Annotated in this window: 16 protein-coding genes; 7 read left to right on the forward strand and 9 right to left on the reverse strand. The window is 60.2% G+C overall.

Annotated elements, in window-relative coordinates; all coding sequences use genetic code 11:
- Positions 1-128: 128 nt before the first annotated feature.
- The 4 genes from rho to fre all read left to right on the forward strand — a co-directional run bounded on the left by rho (position 129) and on the right by fre (position 4,920).
- Positions 129-1,394, forward strand: coding sequence for a transcription termination factor Rho (gene rho, locus M2367_RS16540; RefSeq protein ID WP_042043959.1), 1,266 nt, complete (start codon positions 129-131; stop codon positions 1,392-1,394).
- Between the two features lie 243 nt (positions 1,395-1,637).
- Positions 1,638-2,651 carry a hypothetical protein gene (locus M2367_RS16545; protein ID WP_259237306.1) on the forward strand — a complete coding sequence of 338 codons (1,014 nt, stop codon included), beginning with the start codon at positions 1,638-1,640 and terminating at the stop codon, positions 2,649-2,651.
- 32 nt (positions 2,652-2,683) lie between these two features.
- Positions 2,684-4,171: a 4-hydroxy-3-polyprenylbenzoate decarboxylase gene (gene ubiD, locus M2367_RS16550; RefSeq protein ID WP_042044038.1), complete on the forward strand. Its 1,488-nt coding sequence runs from the start codon at positions 2,684-2,686 to the stop codon at positions 4,169-4,171.
- A 50-nt stretch (positions 4,172-4,221) separates the two neighbouring features.
- Positions 4,222-4,920, forward strand: a complete 699-nt coding sequence (gene fre, locus M2367_RS16555; RefSeq protein WP_259237307.1) for an NAD(P)H-flavin reductase — start codon at positions 4,222-4,224, stop codon at positions 4,918-4,920.
- Positions 4,921-5,007: 87 nt separating this feature from the next.
- On the opposite strand, the gene M2367_RS16560 is transcribed toward fre, so the two are convergent.
- A complete protein-coding gene (locus M2367_RS16560) occupies positions 5,008-5,265 on the reverse strand; it encodes a ubiquinone biosynthesis accessory factor UbiK (RefSeq protein ID WP_042043955.1) in 258 nt (85 codons plus the stop codon).
- Positions 5,266-5,556: 291 nt separating this feature from the next.
- On the opposite strand from M2367_RS16560, the gene M2367_RS16565 reads away from it, so the two are divergent.
- Positions 5,557-7,983, forward strand: a complete 2,427-nt coding sequence (locus M2367_RS16565; RefSeq protein ID WP_259237308.1) for a VolA/Pla-1 family phospholipase — start codon at positions 5,557-5,559, stop codon at positions 7,981-7,983.
- Between the two features lie 224 nt (positions 7,984-8,207).
- Here M2367_RS16565 and glpG read toward each other — a convergent pair whose 3' ends face one another.
- A complete protein-coding gene (glpG, locus tag M2367_RS16575) occupies positions 8,208-9,041 on the reverse strand; it encodes a rhomboid family intramembrane serine protease GlpG (protein ID WP_042044037.1) in 834 nt (277 codons plus the stop codon).
- A gap of 29 nt (positions 9,042-9,070) precedes the next feature.
- Positions 9,071-9,394 carry a thiosulfate sulfurtransferase GlpE gene (gene glpE, locus M2367_RS16580; RefSeq protein WP_042043952.1) on the reverse strand — a complete coding sequence of 108 codons (324 nt, stop codon included), beginning with the start codon at positions 9,392-9,394 and terminating at the stop codon, positions 9,071-9,073.
- 173 nt (positions 9,395-9,567) lie between these two features.
- Between glpE and M2367_RS16585 the strand changes: the two genes are divergently transcribed.
- The gene (locus M2367_RS16585; protein WP_157014102.1) at positions 9,568-10,161 is read left to right on the forward strand and encodes a LysE family translocator; all 594 of its coding nucleotides are present in this window, start codon (positions 9,568-9,570) and stop codon (positions 10,159-10,161) included.
- A 35-nt stretch (positions 10,162-10,196) separates the two neighbouring features.
- Here the strand turns inward: M2367_RS16585 and M2367_RS16590 are convergent, their stop codons facing one another.
- From M2367_RS16590 to M2367_RS16615, 6 genes are all read right to left on the reverse strand, one after another.
- On the reverse strand, positions 10,197-11,048 hold the full coding sequence (locus M2367_RS16590) for an AraC family transcriptional regulator (protein WP_259237309.1): 852 nt from the start codon (positions 11,046-11,048) through the stop codon (positions 10,197-10,199).
- A 72-nt stretch (positions 11,049-11,120) separates the two neighbouring features.
- Positions 11,121-11,822, reverse strand: a complete 702-nt coding sequence (locus tag M2367_RS16595) for an ABC transporter ATP-binding protein (protein ID WP_042043951.1) — start codon at positions 11,820-11,822, stop codon at positions 11,121-11,123.
- A gap of 10 nt (positions 11,823-11,832) precedes the next feature.
- The gene (gene livG / locus M2367_RS16600; protein ID WP_042043949.1) at positions 11,833-12,600 is read right to left on the reverse strand and encodes a high-affinity branched-chain amino acid ABC transporter ATP-binding protein LivG; all 768 of its coding nucleotides are present in this window, start codon (positions 12,598-12,600) and stop codon (positions 11,833-11,835) included.
- Positions 12,601-12,691: 91 nt separating this feature from the next.
- Positions 12,692-13,948 carry a high-affinity branched-chain amino acid ABC transporter permease LivM gene (locus M2367_RS16605; RefSeq protein WP_259237323.1) on the reverse strand — a complete coding sequence of 419 codons (1,257 nt, stop codon included), beginning with the start codon at positions 13,946-13,948 and terminating at the stop codon, positions 12,692-12,694.
- Positions 13,949-14,033: 85 nt separating this feature from the next.
- Positions 14,034-14,960 (reverse strand): high-affinity branched-chain amino acid ABC transporter permease LivH, encoded by a 927-nt coding sequence (gene livH / locus M2367_RS16610; RefSeq protein WP_042043944.1) that lies wholly within the window; start codon positions 14,958-14,960, stop codon positions 14,034-14,036.
- Positions 14,961-15,029: 69 nt separating this feature from the next.
- A complete protein-coding gene (locus M2367_RS16615; protein ID WP_042043942.1) occupies positions 15,030-16,148 on the reverse strand; it encodes a branched-chain amino acid ABC transporter substrate-binding protein in 1,119 nt (372 codons plus the stop codon).
- A gap of 420 nt (positions 16,149-16,568) precedes the next feature.
- Here M2367_RS16615 and M2367_RS16620 point away from each other — a divergent pair, with 420 nt between their 5' ends.
- Positions 16,569-17,573: a substrate-binding domain-containing protein gene (locus M2367_RS16620; RefSeq protein ID WP_259237310.1), complete on the forward strand. Its 1,005-nt coding sequence runs from the start codon at positions 16,569-16,571 to the stop codon at positions 17,571-17,573.
- Positions 17,574-17,611 lie beyond the last annotated feature (38 nt).

Raw genomic sequence — 17,611 nt, forward strand, 5'->3', positions numbered from 1 at the left:
ACGCTCGTTTGCTAACCGTTTTGTCTGACGCTTTGCTTAACAACAGTCTGGCGAATCCAATCCTATCGGCATCAATCCAGCAGACTGTCTCGTCCCCATTCAATCCTTGCTTACAGACTTTCACCACTATGAATCTGACTGAATTAAAGAACACTCCTGTGTCTGAGCTGGTCAAGCTCGGCGAAACCATGGGGTTGGAAAATCTGGCTCGGGCCCACAAAAAAGATATTATTTTCGCGATCCTCAAGGCACACGCCAAGGGTGGTGAGGATATCTTTGGTGACGGTGTGCTGGAAATCCTGACCGATGGCTTTGGCTTCCTGCGCAGTGCAGATGGCTCCTATCTGGCTGGCCCGGATGACATCTATGTCTCCCCAAGCCAGATCCGCCGCTTCAACCTGCGCACCGGCGATACCATCTCCGGCAAGATCCGGCCACCGAAAGAGGGCGAACGCTACTTCGCGCTGCTCAAGGTCAACGAGGTCAACTACGACCGTCCGGAAAACGCCCGCAACAAGATCCTGTTTGAAAACCTGACGCCGCTGCACGCCAACGAGCGTCTGCGCATGGAGCGTGGCAACGGTTCGACCGAAGACATCACCGCCCGTGTACTGGATCTGGCGTCCCCCATCGGTCGTGGCCAGCGTGGCCTGATCGTGGCGCCCCCCAAGGCCGGTAAGACCATGCTGCTGCAGAACATCGCCCAGAGCATCGCTTACAACCACCCTGACTGTGAACTCATCGTGCTGCTGATCGACGAGCGTCCGGAAGAAGTGACCGAGATGCAGCGCATGGTGAGAGGGGAAGTGATCGCCTCTACCTTCGACGAGCCCGCCTCCCGCCACGTTCAGGTTGCCGAGATGGTGATCGAGAAGGCCAAGCGTCTGGTCGAGCACAAGAAGGATGTGGTCATCCTGCTGGACTCCATTACCCGTCTGGCCCGTGCCTACAACACCGTCATCCCCTCATCCGGCAAGGTACTGACCGGTGGTGTGGATGCAAACGCCCTGCACAGACCCAAGCGCTTCTTCGGTGCCGCCCGTAACGTTGAGGAAGGCGGCAGCCTGACCATCATCGCTACCGCACTGGTCGACACCGGCTCCAAGATGGATGAAGTCATCTACGAAGAGTTCAAGGGTACCGGCAACATGGAACTGCACCTCTCGCGCAAGATTGCCGAGAAGCGTGTCTATCCTGCCATCGATATCACCCGCTCCGGCACTCGCAAGGAGGAGCTGCTCACCGCTCCCGACGAGCTGCAGAAGATGTGGATCCTGCGCAAAATCATCCACCCCATGGGTGAGATCGACAGCATCGAGTTCCTGATCGACAAATTGGCAGCGACCAAGACCAACGACGAGTTCTTCGACTCCATGCGTCGTCAGCAGAAGTAAGTGCTCGCCGAGTGCTGTGCAAACCGCGACCTTTTGGTCGCGGTTTTTGTTTATCCGCGCCCTGGCTCCTTGTTGCGCAGGGGGCTGGCAGGTTAAACGTGGCCAGCGAGTCCTGAGTTGTCGGCAGATGGCGGATGGATTGGCCAATTTGGCCGCAAGATGCCGCAATCCGCGTGGGATCGCGGTTTTGGGTAAAGGATTTGCCGTACTATGAAGCCTGGATGTCACATGGATAGAGACGTCATGAAAGGATTGGTTTTTTTATTGCTGGCCAGCCTGCTGGCGGGAACGGCCATGGCCACCCCCGTCAGCAAGCCACCCCCGATCAAGAGTGCCCTGGTCGCCGATGAGGGACTGCGCGAGAGCCAGCGTTATCTGCTGGAGCAGCTCCAGGCCGGTCGGTTTGATGCGGTGGATACCTTGCTCGCCTCCCTGAGCCTGGGCCAGCGTGAGTTTCTGCTCTACCAGCTGCTCAGCGACCTGCAGCACATACCCGCCACGGCGTCATTGCAATACTGGGTGCAGACCCAGTCAACCAAGGCACCTCAATGGCTGGTCGAAGGGGAGGTCGATGGCTTCCTGATGCAACTGCCTGCCTATGACTTTCCCGCCGAGGCCCGTCTGTTGCTCACCCACTGGCAACAGCAGAACTGGCAAGCGCAGTATCGCCAGGCACTGAGCAATGGCAGCTTCGAATGGAAGAGCGTCTACAACAGCCGCAACCCCCTCCTGGCCCAGCAACAGCAGGCCTTGCTCCAGGCGATAGCCCAGTTGCCCGCCGGTTTGCTGTACAAGCAGGCGCAAGCGCTGGGCAAGCTGAACATATTCCTGCCCGATAACCGGCTGCTGAGCCAGCTGTTGCTGCGTACTGGCGAGCCATCCCTGTTTCTCATGCTGTGGCGCCAGCCAGTGGACGATGACAGTCTGGTGGCCCTCAAGGCATTGTCTTCCCTGCAGCAAGGGGACACGGCGAGCGATCTGCTCATCGCCGCGACCAGGAATCCCAAGCTGAAACGGCCAGCCCTGAAGGCGCTGAGTCAGCTCTCGCCTCTGCCCATCAAGGCCCAGGACTTCCTGCTGGCCGAACTCGGCAACAGCCAATATGGTGGTTTGGTCGCCAGCCTGCTGCTCGAGGTCGATGAACCCAGACTGCTGGTACGATTGGCCGATGAATTGACGCGCATGGAGCGGCGGCCGAACATCTCCCTGCTGTTGGCACCCGATACGGGTACAACAGGGACTCCGCCGGGGTTATAATGCCCCACCTCCTGAATCCAGCCGGTACCCGCATGAAATACAAGGACTTGCGTGATTTTATCGCGCAGCTCGAGAAGAAAGGCCAGCTCAAGCGCATCAGCCAGGAGATAGATCCCTACCTGGAGATGACCGAGATCAGTGACCGAACTCTGCGGGCCGGTGGCCCGGCGCTGCTGTTCGAAAATCCCAAGGGGTATGCGATGCCCGTGCTGACCAACCTGTTTGGCACCCCGGATCGCGTCGCCATGGGCATGGGCCAGCAGGACGTGAGCGCCCTGCGTCAGGTCGGCACCTGGCTCTCTTATCTGAAAGAGCCCGAGCCGCCTCGTGGTCTCAAGGAGCTGATGGAGAAGCTGCCCATCTTCAAGCAGGTGCTCAACATGCCGACCAAGCGGGTCTCATCGCCCCCTTGCCAGCAGCTGGTGCTGGCAGGGGATGAGGTGGATCTGGACAAGTTGCCCATCCAGCACTGCTGGCCAGGGGACGTAGCCCCGCTGGTCACCTGGGGGCTCACCATCACCCGTGGCCCTTACAAGCAGCGTCAGAACCTCGGTATCTATCGTCAGCAGAAGATCGCCAGGAACAAGCTGATCATGCGCTGGCTCGATCATCGCGGCGGCGCCATCGATTTTCGCGAATGGCAGGAGGCCCATCCAGGCAAGCGCTTCCCGGTGGTGGTGGCCCTCGGCGCGGATCCCGCCACCATACTGGGCGCCGTGACCCCGGTGCCTGATTCGCTCTCCGAGTATGCCTTCGCTGGCTTGCTGCGGGGCAGCCGCACCGAGGTGGCCAAGGCCCTGAGCTGCGACCTTGAGGTGCCCGCCAGCGCCGAAATCGTGCTGGAAGGCTACCTTGAGCCCGGTGAGATGGCGCCGGAAGGCCCCTATGGTGACCACACCGGTTACTACAACGAGGTGGATGAGTTCCCGGTGTTCACCATCACCCATATCAGCATGCGTCGGGATGCCATCTACCACAGTACCTATACCGGCCGCCCGCCCGATGAGCCGGCGGTGCTCGGCGTGGCCCTCAACGAAGTATTCGTCCCCATACTGCAAAAGCAGTTCCCGGAGATAGTGGATTTCTATCTGCCGCCTGAGGGATGCTCCTACCGGATGGCGGTGGTGACCATCAAGAAGCGCTACCCGGGCCATGCCAAACGGGTGATGCTGGGGGTCTGGTCCTTCCTGCGCCAGTTCATGTACACCAAGTTCGTGATCGTCTGCGACGATGACATCGATGCCCGTAACTGGCAGGATGTGATCTGGGCCATCACCACCCGCATGGATCCTGCGCGGGACACCACCCTCATCGAGCATACTCCCATCGACTATCTCGACTTCGCTTCGCCCGTCTCGGGGCTGGGCTCAAAGATGGGGCTGGATGCCACCAACAAGTGGCCGGGGGAGAGCAATCGCGAGTGGGGTCAGCCGATAGTTCAGGATGAAGCCGTCAAGCAGAAGATTGATGCCATCTGGTCTGAACTGAATATTTTCGACGACGCGACCCCAGGGTCATGAGTCTGAATCAATAAAAGGAGCGGGCCGGCCGGCCCGTCGCAAGGAATAGAATGCAACGTATCAAGTGCCGCGTAGCGGAGCTGCGTGAATATGTCGATACCATCTGGCACGTGGCCCTGACGCCACAGCAAGAGGTGAATTTCAAGCCGGGCCAATATCTGCTGGTGGTGATGAGCGATTCGGACAAGCGACCCTTCTCCATCGCCAATTCGCCGACCCGGGAGGGGGTGCTGGAATTGCAAATCGGGGCGACTCCTGAAAACGCCTACGCAGGTCAGGTGCTGGCCCGCATGCGCGAGCAGGGCGAAATCGAGGTGGAGCTGGCGGCTGGCAAGGCCTTCTTGCGTGACAGCTCGCCCCGCCCGCTGATCCTGATGGCGGGAGGCACCGGCTTCTCCTATGCCCGCTCCATACTGGAGTCCCTGATTGCCAACGGCAGCAAGCGTCCCGTCTTCCTCTACTGGGGCGTGCGTCAGGCCCATTGGCTCTACGAGCAGGCGGAGATGGAGCGCTGGGCCGCCAGCTACGAACCGCTCACCTTCATCCCCGTGGTGCAGGAGCCCGAGGCTGACTGGGGCGGTCGTATCGGTCTGGTACACAAGGCGATCATGGATGATTTCGTGAGTCTGCATGACTACGACATCTATGTGGCGGGCCGCTTCGAGATGGCGGGCGCGGCGCGGGAAGAGTTCAAACTGCTGGGTGCCGAGCCTGAGCGTATCTTCGGCGATGCCTACGAATTTATCTAAATGAAGCGTTCTTGCCGATAAGTTCGCGGATACAACAAACCCCAGCCTGGCTGGGGTTTGTTATTTTCTGGCGCGAGAGACCAGGGCTTATTCGCTCTTGCCGCCCAGCTTCTGCTCGAGTTGCTCCAGCTTGGCTTCCAGGGCGGTCAGCTTCTCACGGGTGCGCAGCAGCACCTTGGTCTGCACATCGAACTCTTCACGGCTGACCAGATCCAGTTTGCCGAGCTGCGCTTGCAGCACCTGGCGGATCTTCTTCTCCACTTCTTCGCCCATGGTACGAATGCCGGGGGGCAGGGCGTTCTGAACCTGCTTGGCAATATCTTCCAGTTTCTTCGGGTCGATCATCACATCTTCTCCTCATCTGATGGCGCCATTCTACCGACTATTTGCCTGCTTTGCCGAACCCTGAGGGATTTTTGCGACACTGTCCGATCCGGCTGGCTGGTCGGGGCAGGGGCCGTCGTGGTCGCTGATAACCTATTGAGTCTGTCTAAAATGCAATTCCTTGACCTTGTACACAAAAAAATCAGATCAGATGACTGACCAGATGGGTGATATTTGTTGCTTGCCTGTTAATATGTTGGTGGCGGCGGCAAAGCGTCGACTCGTATGGATAACAACTAAAGAGACATGGATATGAAAAAGAAGCTTGTTTATGTAGCCGTGCTCAGTGCTCTGCTGGCGGGTTGCGGTGGCAGTGACAGTAAGGATGACGACACCTCCAGCTACCTGGACTATCTGCTAACCGGCTCCAATGCGGTGCGGCCGAGCGCCCTGGCCGCCCGGGCCAGCGATGGTACCCTCAAGTTTTCCACCGAGACGGCGGATCGCTCCAACCCGGTGTCAGCCCTGTCGACCCTGGATGGCTGGTCCACCACCCAGGCGATCCAGATTGTGCCTGTCACCGGTTCGGGTACCCAGGTGCCTGCGCCCGCCGCGGCTGAATTCGGTGCCTCGGTCGCTCCCCTCTATCTCTTGGAGCTGGAGTTCGACAGCGCCACCTTGCGCCCGAGCGGCGTCAAGAAGCTGCTTAGCTACGGCAGCGACTACGTGGTCGCCAGCGCAGGGGGCAAGCTCAACCTGGTGCCGCTCAAGCCGCTCAATCCCTCTTCCTATTACATGATTGTCGCCACCGACAGCCTGAAAGACAGCGATGGCAAGGCACTGCAGGCCGGTAGCGATTACAGCAACTTCAAGGGCAGTGCAGGCAGCACGGCTCAGGAGCAGACCATCAATGGCCTGATCACCCTGCAAGAGACGCTGTTCAAGGGCGCTACCGGGGTGAGCAGCGACCATGTCATCTTCTCCGACTGGTTCGGTACCCAGTCCGGCGCCGATGTGTTGCTGGCGGTGAAAGGGGCCGCGGCCTCCATTCTCAAGAGCCCGACCCTGGATGCGGCCGCCCTGTGGAAACAGGATGCCGAGGGCAATGACAGCCTGCCGCTCACTTACACCATGACGGGCCTCAATGCCGGGGTCGATTTCCTGACCCAGCTGGCTGCCGAGCCCTTCCTGCCGGACGAGCAGAAGTCCCTGCTGGAGAGCGTCATTGGCGCTAATCCTCAGTTGAGCGGTATCGCGGCTGCGACCAAGGTGTACACGGGGGCGGTCAAGCTGCCTTACTTCCTGGCAACACCAACCAGCGCCGGCTCCTGGGACAAGGCGAAGACTCAGTCCTGGCACGGTGCCATCCCCAGCCTCTATGCCATCGCCAATGCGCTCAAGGCCAATGACAGCGAGGTGATCGGTGGTCTGGTGGGGGCGGGCGTGGATCCGGCTTTGCTGGGCGAATTGATTGCCGATCCGACCCGTCAGGCCGAGTTGCTGGCCGAGGCGAGCAAGCTGATCGGCGCGACCATCACCTCGGGTGGCAAGCCGCTGGATGCCGAGCAGAACATAGGCCGCTTCAACCCGCTGCCGGCCCTGACCGAGGTGCAGGACGTGCCGATGCGCATCTTCTCCGCCGCGCCGCTCAGTGCCGTCACCGACGTCATCATCTATCAGCACGGCGTCACCTCGGTGAAGGAGAACGCCTACGCCATCGCCCTGAGCCAGATTGGCGCCGGCCTGCAGGCCAAGAAGAACGTGGCCATAGTGGTCATCGATCATCCACTGCACGGGGAGCGCGGCTACGCCCTGACCGGCAGCCTGGATTCGGTTACCACCGAGAGCAATCCAACCCCCTATCTGAATCTGAGCTACCTGACGGTGGCACGGGACAACCTGAAACAGAGCGTGGCCGACTTGCTCGGGCTGCGTCTGGCGGTGGGGCTGGCCAATGCCAAAGGCCTGGGCACCCAGCTCGGCGGCGCCGGGCTCAAGGTACACTTCCTTGGCCACTCCCTGGGGGCCATCTCGGGAGCCGATCTGCTCTCCGTCTCCAACCAGGACATCGGCAACCCCTTGGCAAATGCCCTGTTCAAGTTCGACACCGGCGGTCTGGGCATGCCCGGCGGCGGCATAGCGCCCCTGCTGCTCAACTCGCCGACCTTCGGCCCGACCATCAAGATGGGCGTGCTGACCGCAGGCAGCCCGGCGCTCAAGGCTGGCTTTACCGCCTATGCGCCCAGCTGCCAGACAGCGGTGCCAAGCTGCTTCGTCAACGAGTTCCTGCCGAGCCTGGATGCGGCCACTCAGGCGAGCGCGGCCAGCACGTTGCAGAGTTACAGCTTCGCCGCCCAGTCGGTGCTGGATTCTGCTGATCCCATCAACCTGGTGTCAGGCATCAAGACGGACTTCCCGCTGTTTGCCTCCGAGATCGTGGGGGATGGCGCCAGCAGCCTGCCGGATCAGGTGATCCCGAACAGCATTGCGACTGCGCCGCTGGGTGGCACAGAGCCGCTGCTCAAGCTGCTCGGCTTGCAGCCGCTGACGGCAACCGGCGCGGCCAACCACCATGCGGTGCGTATCCTGGCCGGTGGTCACAGCTCGCTGTTGGCACCAGACGAGAACTTCGATCCGACCGGCAAGGTGACCACCGAGCTGCAGACCCAGTTCGCCAGCTTCTTCATGAGTGGCGGTACCGCGGTCAAGGTCACGGATCCTACGCTGATCAAGCAGTAAGTGTGCAGGCTCGAGTGAGCCAGCCAGCAAAACGCCGCCCTCGGGGGCGGCGTTTTTTATGGCGCTCTTTTGATGACGCTATGTTGCTGAAGCCCGACTAGGCCAGCTTGTGATGGCGGTCCAGCCAGCCTTGCAGCAGACCGACCAGCAGGCCCACCAGATGGGCGATGTTGGCGGCGGTATGGCTGCCGAGCAGGTCGAGAAAAACCTTATGACAACAACGACTAGGCCAGCTTGTGGTGGCGGTCCAGCCAGCCTTGCAGCAGACCGACCAGCAGGCCGATCAGATGGGCGATGTTGGCCGTGCTGGTACCGAGCAGGTCGAAGAAGCCGAGCACCAGCCAGAACAGCATGAAGCCCATCAGTGCCGGGGGCAGGGCGAAACCGGACTCCGGTTGCAGGCGGCCGCGCAGCCAGAGGTAGCCGAGCAGGGCATAGACCACACCGGAGAGGCCGCCAAACAGCGGGCCGCTGGCGAAGAACTCGGCGATGTTGGGCAGGGCCGCCCCGACCAGCAGCAGAATAAACAGCTTGCCACTGCCCAGGCGCTGCTCTATCTGGCCACCCAGATACCACCACCACAGCAGGTTGAACACCAGATGCAATATGGAGAAATGGATGAAGGCCGGAGTCAGGTAACGCCAGGCCTGCCAATCGGCAAACTGGGCCAGGGTCGGGTGAAATGCCAGCAGATCATAGATGGGCAGGCCGATCGCCTGCAGGGCATAGATAGCGAGACAGGCGATGATGACCAGCAGGGTGAGTGGCCCGGCGTGGTGCAGGAAATCGGTGATGGGATCCGTCATGCCCTTGCTGTAGTCGATGCGGACATCGGCCCGGCCGGACTGCCAGGAGGCTTCCATGTAGCGGGGGTGACTGGGCTCGGCCAGGAAACGCTTCACCTCTAGCTGGGCCTGGGCGACACGCTGCTCGTCGGCGAGCCAGACACTGACGCCAAGCTCTGACTGGGTCAGCTCGCACGGGATCCCCAGAGTGCTGAGGTAGTCGACCAGCGCCTGGGCCATGCGGGCGTTGTCCAGTACCAGCAGCTGTATCATGCCTGCCGGGACGTGCTCATCAGCGCCGCTCATGCATCGCCCGCCTGGATGGGGAACTCCTTGCGCCACGCCTCAAAGCCGCCATCCAGGCTGTATACCTCCTCGAAGCCCTGTTGCAGCAGGTACTGGGCTGCACCCTGGCTGCTATTGCCGTGATAGCAGATGACGATGACGGGGGTGTCGAAGTCCACCTCATCCATGAAACGCACCAGACTGCCGTTGGTCAGATGAAAGGCGCCCACCGCATGAGATGTCTCGAATGACTGGGGATCACGAATATCGACGAGTCTTGCCTCGCCCGCGGCGAGCTTGGTGTGGGCATCCTGGGCGCTGATGTGGGCGAATTGATCCATGACCTTGTCCTGATAGTAACGATAGGGTTGCAGTTTACCCCATGAGCGCGCCTGCGCTAAGGGGGCAATCTCCTCTGGGCATCTCGGCGAGGGCCTGAGCGCAATTTTCTTCAATACCCGGGCCGGTCATGGCCGCTAGGGTGGCCTCCTCTCATCTTGTTGGAGTGTCATTGATGGAAACGAGTCTGCTGTTATCCATGGCCGGGTTTGCCCTGGCCATGTCCATTACCCCGGGTCCCGTCAATCTGGTGGCCCTCAGCAACGGGGCCCGATATGGCTTTCGTGCCAGCCTGCGGCACGTGGTCGGGGCTACCCTGGGTTTCATCTTGTTGTTATTGCTGATGGGATTGGGCCTGGGCACCCTGTTATCGAGCTGGCCGGTGTTCGGCAGCGCCATCCGTTGGGGCGGTGTGGGGTTTCTCTGCTACATGGCCTGGTTGCTGCTGCGAGATGACGGCACGCTGAGTGCTCAGGAGGGCAAGCCTCCGGCATTCTGGTATGGCGCCATGATGCAATGGCTCAACCCCAAGGCGTGGCTGGCGGCCAGCATGGGGGTTGGTGCCTATGGCGCGCTAGGAGGGCTGGGGCAGGTACTGCAGTTTTGCTTGTTGTACCTGGTGATCTGTCTGGTATCGATTGCCTGCTGGGCTTATGCAGGCAGCCAGTTGCGGGAGGCGTTGTCATGCCGGCGTCGACTGCGCTGGTTCAATCGCGCCATGGCGGCGCTACTGCTGCTCAGCGGCCTCTATCTGGTGATGGAACCCTGATCTTGAGCACTCTGGGCCACTGGCCTGCTTCCCCATCACTCATCGCAGTGGACGTCTTGGCGCGACATCTGGGCACGATACTGGCCCGGAGTGGCGGCGACCAAGCGTTTGAACTGGCGCTGGAAGTGGGCCTGATCGGCGAAGCCACTGGCCAGGGCGACATCGGCCAGGGATTGCCCCCGCTGTAACAGCATGCGAGCGTGGCGAATACGCTGGTTGAGCAGGTAGGCGTGGGGCGTCATGCCGTAATGACGGTTGAAGGCGCGCACGAAGTGGGAGGGGCTGAGTTCGGCCACGGCGCTTAGCTGTTGCAAGCTGAGCGCATTGGCGCAGTCGTCCTGCATCAGCTCGGCGGCCCGTTGCAGGCGCGGGGGCGGGCGATCATCCCACTTGGCCGGGGTCAGGCGATGCAGTAGCTGGTGGCCGAATCCGTGGCAGGCCACCTGTTTGGCCAGGGTATCCTGGCTGCTATCGACCAGGGTGCGATAGAGGCTTGCCAATAGGGAATAGAGCAGGGGATCCCGACTGGCGGTCATGTCGAAGGGGCGAAATTCGCTGCCCAGACCCGCGTCTTGTTGCTGGCCCCCCAGCCAGTCGAGGTCGAGATAGAACATCAGATAGGACCAGGGCTGATCCGAGACGGGGTTGCAGGCATGGACCTCTTCCGGGTTCATCAGCACCAGCGTGCCGCTGCCAACGCTCTGCCAGCTGCGCTGATTGAGGTAGTGGCTGTGGCCGCCGGTAATGGCACCGATGGAGAAGTGGGCATGACTGTGTTTGTCATAGCAGACGCGCCGGCCATCTTGCACCGAGCGCGCCTCGATAAAAGGCAGTTCAGGGTCACGCCAGAACCTGTGACTGTCCGGGGTGCCCCTGGGGTGGCTCACGACCTCATCACCGAGCGATATCCGGGGCATGGCTGCCATGGATAGCAGGATGAAATGGGTAAAGGAGCCATGTCAGCCGCCCAGATAGGCTTGGCGCACTGCGGGATTGGACAACAAGGCGGCGCCCGAGTCTTGCAGCACCACCCGGCCGTTCTCCAGCACATAGCCTCTGTCCGCCAGCTTGAGTGCCTGGTTGGCATTTTGCTCCACCAGGAAGATGGTCATGCCCTTCTCCCTCAGCTGTAAAATGGTGTCGAAGATCTGTTGGATGATGATGGGGGCCAGGCCGAGGGAGGGCTCGTCGAGCAGCAGCAGGCGCGGCTTGCTCATCAGGGCCCGACCTATGGCCAGCATCTGCTGCTCGCCCCCGGACATGGTGCCCGCCCGTTGTTCCAGCCGTTCATGGAGCCGTGGGAACATGGTGAACACCTGTTGCAGCAGACCCTCTTGCTCATGCTTGTCGACGAAGAAGGCGCCCATGCGCAGGTTCTCCTCCACCGTCAGTCGGGCGAAGATACGCCGCCCTTCTGGCACCACGGCGATGTCTTTGCGCATGATGCGGGCCGTGGTGAGGGAGGTGATCTCTTCTCCCTCGAACCAGATGCTGCCGCTACTGGGTTTGGGTTCGCCACAGAGCGTCATCAGCAGCGTAGTTTTACCGGCGCCGTTGGCCCCGATCAGGGTGACTATTTCGCCTTCTTTTACCTCGACACTGACGTCGTGCAGGGCCTGGATCTTGCCGTAATGGGTCGATACGTTGCGAAGTTCTAACATCTTTTTGTCCTTACGACTCGCCCAGATAGGCCTTGATCACTGCCGGATTATTACGGATTTCCTCCGGTTTACCCTGAGCCAGTGGGGTGCCCTGGTTGACCACGAAGATGCGGTTGGAGATCTCCATCACCAGCTTCATGTCGTGCTCGATCAGCAACACAGAGACGCCGAACTCGTCGCGCAGCCCGACGATCAGCTCGTTGAGCTCGTCGGTCTCATGGGGGTTGAGACCAGCTGCCGGCTCATCGAGCATCAACAGTGCTGGCTTGGTGGCCATGCAGCGGGCAATCTCGAGGCGGCGCTGCTGGCCATAAGCCAGGTTGCCCGCGGGACGGTTGGCAAGATCCTTGAGGCCCACCTTTTCCAGCCAGAAGGCGGACTGATCCAGTCCCTCCTGTTCGGCGCGGCGAAAAGCCGGGGTCTTGAACAGACCGGAGATAAAACCGGTGTTGAGGTGACGATGCTGGGCGACCAGCAGGTTTTCTACTGCCGTCATGTCCTTGAACAGCCGCACGTGCTGGAAGGTGCGCACCACCCCCTTGCGGGCGATCAGATGGCCGGGTAGCCCCTGGATCTCCTCGCCACGGTAACGGATGGTGCCACCGCTTGGCCGGTAGAAGCCGGTCAGGCAGTTGAAAATAGTGGTTTTGCCAGCCCCGTTGGGACCAATGATGGAGATGACCTCGCCCTGGTCGACATCCAGTTTGACGCCGTTGACGGCCAACAGGCCACCAAAACGCATCGACAGATCAGAGACCTCTAACAACTTCTGATTCATTTTTGCAGCTCCACTTGCTGGGCCAGGGGCATCACGAGCAGCCCATCCAGGTGACGCATCGACAGATCAGAGACCTCTAACAATTTCTGATTCATTTTTGCAGCTCCAGATGGGGGCGAGTCATTGGCAGCAGACCCTGTGGACGCCAGATCATCATGAAGACCATCAGCAGACCGAACATCAGCATGCGGTATTCGTTGAACTCGCGAGCCAGCTCGGGCAGTACCGTCATCACGATGGCGGCCAGCACCACGCCGATCTGGGAGCCCATTCCCCCCAGCACCACGATGGCCAGCACGATGGCGGACTCGATGAATACGAAGGACTCGGGGCTGATAAAGCCCTGGCGCGAAGCAAAGAAGCTGCCCGCGAAGCCCGCGAAGCAGGCGCCTATGGTAAAGGCGGTCAGCTTGATGATGGTGGGGTTGAGCCCCAGTGATTTGCAGGCGATCTCATCTTCACGCAGCGCCTCCCAGGCACGGCCAAGGGGCATGCGCAGCAGGCGATTGATGACGAACAGGGTGGCAATTACCAGCAGCAAGGCCATCAGATAGACGAAGATCACCTTGTGGTTGGCGTTGTAGGTGATGCCGAAGAAGTCGTGGAAGGTGCCGAAGCCGCCGTCCTTGACGGTGCGGTTGAACTCCAGGCCACCCAGGGTGGGTTTGGGAATGCCTGATATCCCGTTCGGGCCGCCAGTGAGGGAGGTGAGGTTGTTGAGCAGGATGCGGATGATCTCGCCAAATCCCAGGGTCACTATGGCCAGATAATCCCCCCTCAGCCGCAGCACGGGGAAGCCGAGCAGGAAGCCGAACAGGGCGGCCATGCCCCCCGCGATGGGCAGGCACTCCCAGAAGCTCAGCCCGAAGTAGGTGTTGAGCAGGGCATAGCTGTAGGCGCCGACCGCGTAGAAGCCGACATAACCGAGATCGAGCAGACCCGCCAGACCGACCACCACGTTCAGCCCCAGACCCAGCATCACGTAAATGAGCGTGAGAGTGGCGAGATCCACGGCACCACGGGAGGCCATGAAGGGCCAGCTTACCGCCAGCAGCAGGGCGATGAGGGCCGCCGTGTTGTAGAGGCGTGGCGCCTGCTCCGGGCTGGGCAGCACCAGCTTGGAGACGCCGCTGGTGGACCCCTTGAACAGTCCCAGGATCTGGCTGCGCAGCAGCTGGAAGCAGAACACCAGCGCCGCCCCACCCAGCAACCAGATCAGGGAGACATCGAGTCGACTGATGACCAGCAAACGGGTGCCTTCCGTCTCGAGTTTGAAGCCGAGCAGCCAGAAGGAGAGCAGTATCAGCACCAGGCTGGCGACGCAGGCGTGAATGAATTGACGTTTCATCATACCTTCTCGACCTCCGGGCGACCCAGGATGCCAGTGCTGGCCATGGAGAGCGGCATCAGGCCGATGATATATGCATGTTTCATCATACTTTTTCGACCTCCGGGCGACCCAGGAGACCGGTGGGCATAAAGAGCAGCACCAGGATGAGCAGGGCGAAGGCCATGACGTCCTTGTACTCGGTGCTGAGGTAGCCGGCGGTGAGCGCCTCGACCACGCCGAGCAACAACCCCCCTATCACGGCACCGGGAATGCTGCCGATGCCCCCCAGCACCGCGGCGGTGAAGGCTTTCAGACCGGCCATAAAGCCGAGGTAGGGGTTGATGACGCCGTAATACATGCCAAGCAGCACACCGGCGACGGCGGCCAGGGTGGCCCCCAGCACGAAGGTAATGGAGATGACCACATGGGTGTCTATGCCCAGCAGGTTTGCCATCTTGATGTCTTCCGAGCAGGCGCGGCAGGCGCGGCCCATACGGGAGCGGTTGATGAACTGGGTCAGCGCCAGCATGGTGATGAAGGTCACCACGAAGATGATGAGCTGCATATAGGAGAGACTGGCCTGGAAGCCATCTTCTGAGCCAAAGTTCCAGCCGCCACTGATCAGGGTCGGCATGGCGATGTCCCGGGATCCCTGGGCCATGCGCATCATGTTCTGCAAGAAGATCGACATGCCGATGGCGGAGATGAGGGGGATCAGACGGTTACCGCCGCGCAAGGGGCGGTAGGCGACCCGCTCTATGGTCCAGCCATAGGTGCCGGTCACTATGATACTGATGAGAAAGGCAGACCCAAGCAGTATGGCGGTGGTGTCTATACCCATCATCATGAGGGCGGCCATGACCATGAAGGCCACATAGGAGCCAATCATGTAAACCTCGCCATGAGCGAAGTTGATCATGCCAATGATGCCATAGACCATGGTGTAGCCGATGGCGATCAACGCATAGGTGCTACCTATGGTTAATCCGTTCAGCAACTGCTGAACCAAATAAAGAATATGTTCGGACATACTGCGTTCCCTGTACTTGCCCGCAAAGACGTGAGGGGGTGAGCATGCTCACCCCCTCCGGCAGATTTATTATTTGAGTTGAGTAGAGGTGCCGTCGGCATGCCACTCGAACATGCCGAACTCGAAGCCTTTCAGGTCGCCATTTGCAGCCCAGGTGAGGGGGCCCATGACGGTGTCTATGGTGCTGCTCTTGATGGCCTTTTCCACGGCAACCGGGTCTTCACCCGCTTTCTCTATCCCGGCAGCCAGGGTCTGGACTGCCGCATAGGTGGTCCAGACGAAGGGACCGGAAGAGTCCTGACCTTTGGCCTTGAAAGCCGCGACGATCGGGGCGTTGGCTGGCACCAGGTCATATTTGTTCGGCAGCGTCACCAGCAGACCCTCGGAGCCCTTGCCACCGATGGCGGAGATGTCCTTGTTGCCTACCCCTTCCGGACCCATAAATTTGGCTTTGAAGCCTTTCTCATTTGCCTGGCGCAGGATCAGGCCCAGCTCCGGGTGGTAGCCGCCGTAGTAGACGAAATCGACGTTCTCTTTCTGCAGCTTGGCGATCAGGGCGGAGAAGTCCTTGTCGCCTGCGGTGATACCCTCGAAGGCCACGACTTTGACGCCAGCCTTGTCCAGAGTGGCTTTCACGCTGGAGGCGATGCCTTCACCGTACTGCTTCTTGTCATGAATGACGGCGACACGCTGGGGCTTGACCACGTCGATGATGTACTTGGCGGCAGTCGGGCCCTGATCGCTATCCAGACCTATGGTCCGCAGCACCATCTGGTAGCCACGCTCGGTGATCTTGGGGTTGGTGGAGGCGGGGGTGATCATCAGCACGCCTTCGTCTTCATAGATGTCGGAGGCGGGCAGGGTGTTATCGGAGCAGAGGTGGCCAACCACAAATTTGACACCGTCGTTGATCACCTTGTTGGCGACCGCGACCGCTTGCTTGGGATCGCAGGCATCATCATAGATGACGGCCTCGATCTGCTTGCCCTTGATGCCGCCAGCCTTGTTGATCATCTCGACGGCCATCTTGCCGCCGGTGAATTGCATGTCGCCATATTGAGCGACCGGGCCGGTGACCGGGCCTGCAATGCCAATCTTGATGGTATCGGCGGCATAGGCCATGGAAACAGAACCAAACAGCGCCATAGAAACCGCTGCCCTGACTGCAACCTTGCTCCAGTTATTCATAGATTCGTCCCTTTAATCAGTGGATTGTTTCACACCGGGCAGACTTCCCGCTTGTCCGGCAATGGTAAGGTTCTATCATTCCTGCCCCAGTAATAACAAGCTGTTAAAGATATGGCATAAGGGGGGTTAGATGGGGGTTAAATGAAGCTTGCTACTATGTATAGACATTTACTTGGTGTTTCATGCTGTTTCGTGTGGGCAACATAAAGTTAACATTCGAATCTTGTTGATTTGATAGCGGAAAAACCTGACGAGTTTTTACTCTGATGAGGCTCCCATTTCGTTCAAAATCTGTTTGCGCAAACACTGGGCAGCACCTAGATTAGCCAGCATCGGCAATCGCCTGATAGTTCCCGTTAATTTCAAGCCTTTATTCGGGAAATCTGCTAAGGTTCCGCTTTTGATATTCAGGAGACAGAGATGGCCACTATTAAAGATGTCGCCGCGCGCGCAGGCGTATCCATCTCCACCGTCTCACATGTACTCAATCACACCCGTCGGGTCAGCGAAGAAGCAACCCAAAACGTGCTTGAGGCGGTGGCAGAGCTCAACTACGCACCCAATTCGGTGGCGCGCAGCCTCAAGATAAATTCGACCAAGACCATCGGCATGCTGGTCACTACCAGTGCCAACCCCTTCTTCGCGGAGGTGGTGCGCGGGGTGGAGGCTTACTGCTTCGAGCAGGGCTACAGCCTGATCCTCTGCAATACAGAGAACCAGCCGCCCCGTCAGCAGCATTATCTGAGAATGCTGATGGAGAAGCGGGTCGATGGCCTGCTGGTATTGGGCACCGACATCGATACCCCCCTGCGCGACATGCTGCGCATCCACAAGAGTGTGCCTCAGGTGGTGCTGGATTGGGGAACCGAGTGCGATTTTGCCAACGTCATCAATGACAACGCCCGCATCGGTGCCCGCATGGCGGTCAGCCACCTGCTGGAGCAGGGTCACCGCAATATCGCCTGCATCACGGGTCAGCTCGACAAGCCAACCACTCAGCAGCGACTGGATGGGGTGCGCGATGCCCTGGCCGAGCAGGGTCTCACCTTGCAGGATGAACAGATCTTCGAGGGTGACTACGAGAGTCAGAGCGGCTTCGACCAGATGCTGCATATCCTGGCGCTCGAGCCGCGTCCGACCGCGGTGTTTGCCTTCGACGATCCCATGGCGATAGGCGCCATTTGCGCGGCCTGGGAGGCCGGGGTCAAGGTGCCGGACGACATCTCCGTCATCGGCTATGACGATGTGGAGATGGCTCGCTTCTCCAGCCCGCCGCTCACCACTATTCGCCACCCCAAGGCCGAACTGGGTCTGCTGGCGGTGCAACAGCTGGTGAGCCGGATCCGCAACAAGGAGCTGGAAGTCGAATCCATGACGGTGCAGCCTGAGCTCATCGTGCGCCGCTCGGTCAAGTCCTTGCGCTAAACTCCTTGGGTGCTACCCATCGAGAAACGGCCACCCCT

This window comes from Aeromonas sp. BIGb0445, assembly GCF_024809075.1.
Classification (GTDB): domain Bacteria; phylum Pseudomonadota; class Gammaproteobacteria; order Enterobacterales; family Aeromonadaceae; genus Aeromonas; species Aeromonas rivuli.

Coding starts and splice junctions, on each gene's coding strand:
- M2367_RS16620 (WP_259237310.1), top strand. CDS start 16,569: ATGGCCACTATTAAAGATGTCGCCGCGCGCGCAGGCGTATCCATCTCC.
- ubiD (WP_042044038.1), top strand. CDS start 2,684: ATGAAATACAAGGACTTGCGTGATTTTATCGCGCAGCTCGAGAAGAAA.
- glpE (WP_042043952.1), bottom strand. CDS start 9,394: ATGGATCAATTCGCCCACATCAGCGCCCAGGATGCCCACACCAAGCTC.
- M2367_RS16565 (WP_259237308.1), top strand. CDS start 5,557: ATGAAAAAGAAGCTTGTTTATGTAGCCGTGCTCAGTGCTCTGCTGGCG.
- fre (WP_259237307.1), top strand. CDS start 4,222: ATGCAACGTATCAAGTGCCGCGTAGCGGAGCTGCGTGAATATGTCGAT.
- M2367_RS16585 (WP_157014102.1), top strand. CDS start 9,568: ATGGAAACGAGTCTGCTGTTATCCATGGCCGGGTTTGCCCTGGCCATG.
- livG (WP_042043949.1), bottom strand. CDS start 12,600: ATGAATCAGAAGTTGTTAGAGGTCTCTGATCTGTCGATGCGTTTTGGT.
- livH (WP_042043944.1), bottom strand. CDS start 14,960: ATGTCCGAACATATTCTTTATTTGGTTCAGCAGTTGCTGAACGGATTA.
- M2367_RS16605 (WP_259237323.1), bottom strand. CDS start 13,948: ATGAAACGTCAATTCATTCACGCCTGCGTCGCCAGCCTGGTGCTGATA.
- M2367_RS16615 (WP_042043942.1), bottom strand. CDS start 16,148: ATGAATAACTGGAGCAAGGTTGCAGTCAGGGCAGCGGTTTCTATGGCG.
- rho (WP_042043959.1), top strand. CDS start 129: ATGAATCTGACTGAATTAAAGAACACTCCTGTGTCTGAGCTGGTCAAG.
- M2367_RS16545 (WP_259237306.1), top strand. CDS start 1,638: ATGAAAGGATTGGTTTTTTTATTGCTGGCCAGCCTGCTGGCGGGAACG.
- M2367_RS16560 (WP_042043955.1), bottom strand. CDS start 5,265: ATGATCGACCCGAAGAAACTGGAAGATATTGCCAAGCAGGTTCAGAAC.
- glpG (WP_042044037.1), bottom strand. CDS start 9,041: ATGATACAGCTGCTGGTACTGGACAACGCCCGCATGGCCCAGGCGCTG.
- M2367_RS16595 (WP_042043951.1), bottom strand. CDS start 11,822: ATGTTAGAACTTCGCAACGTATCGACCCATTACGGCAAGATCCAGGCC.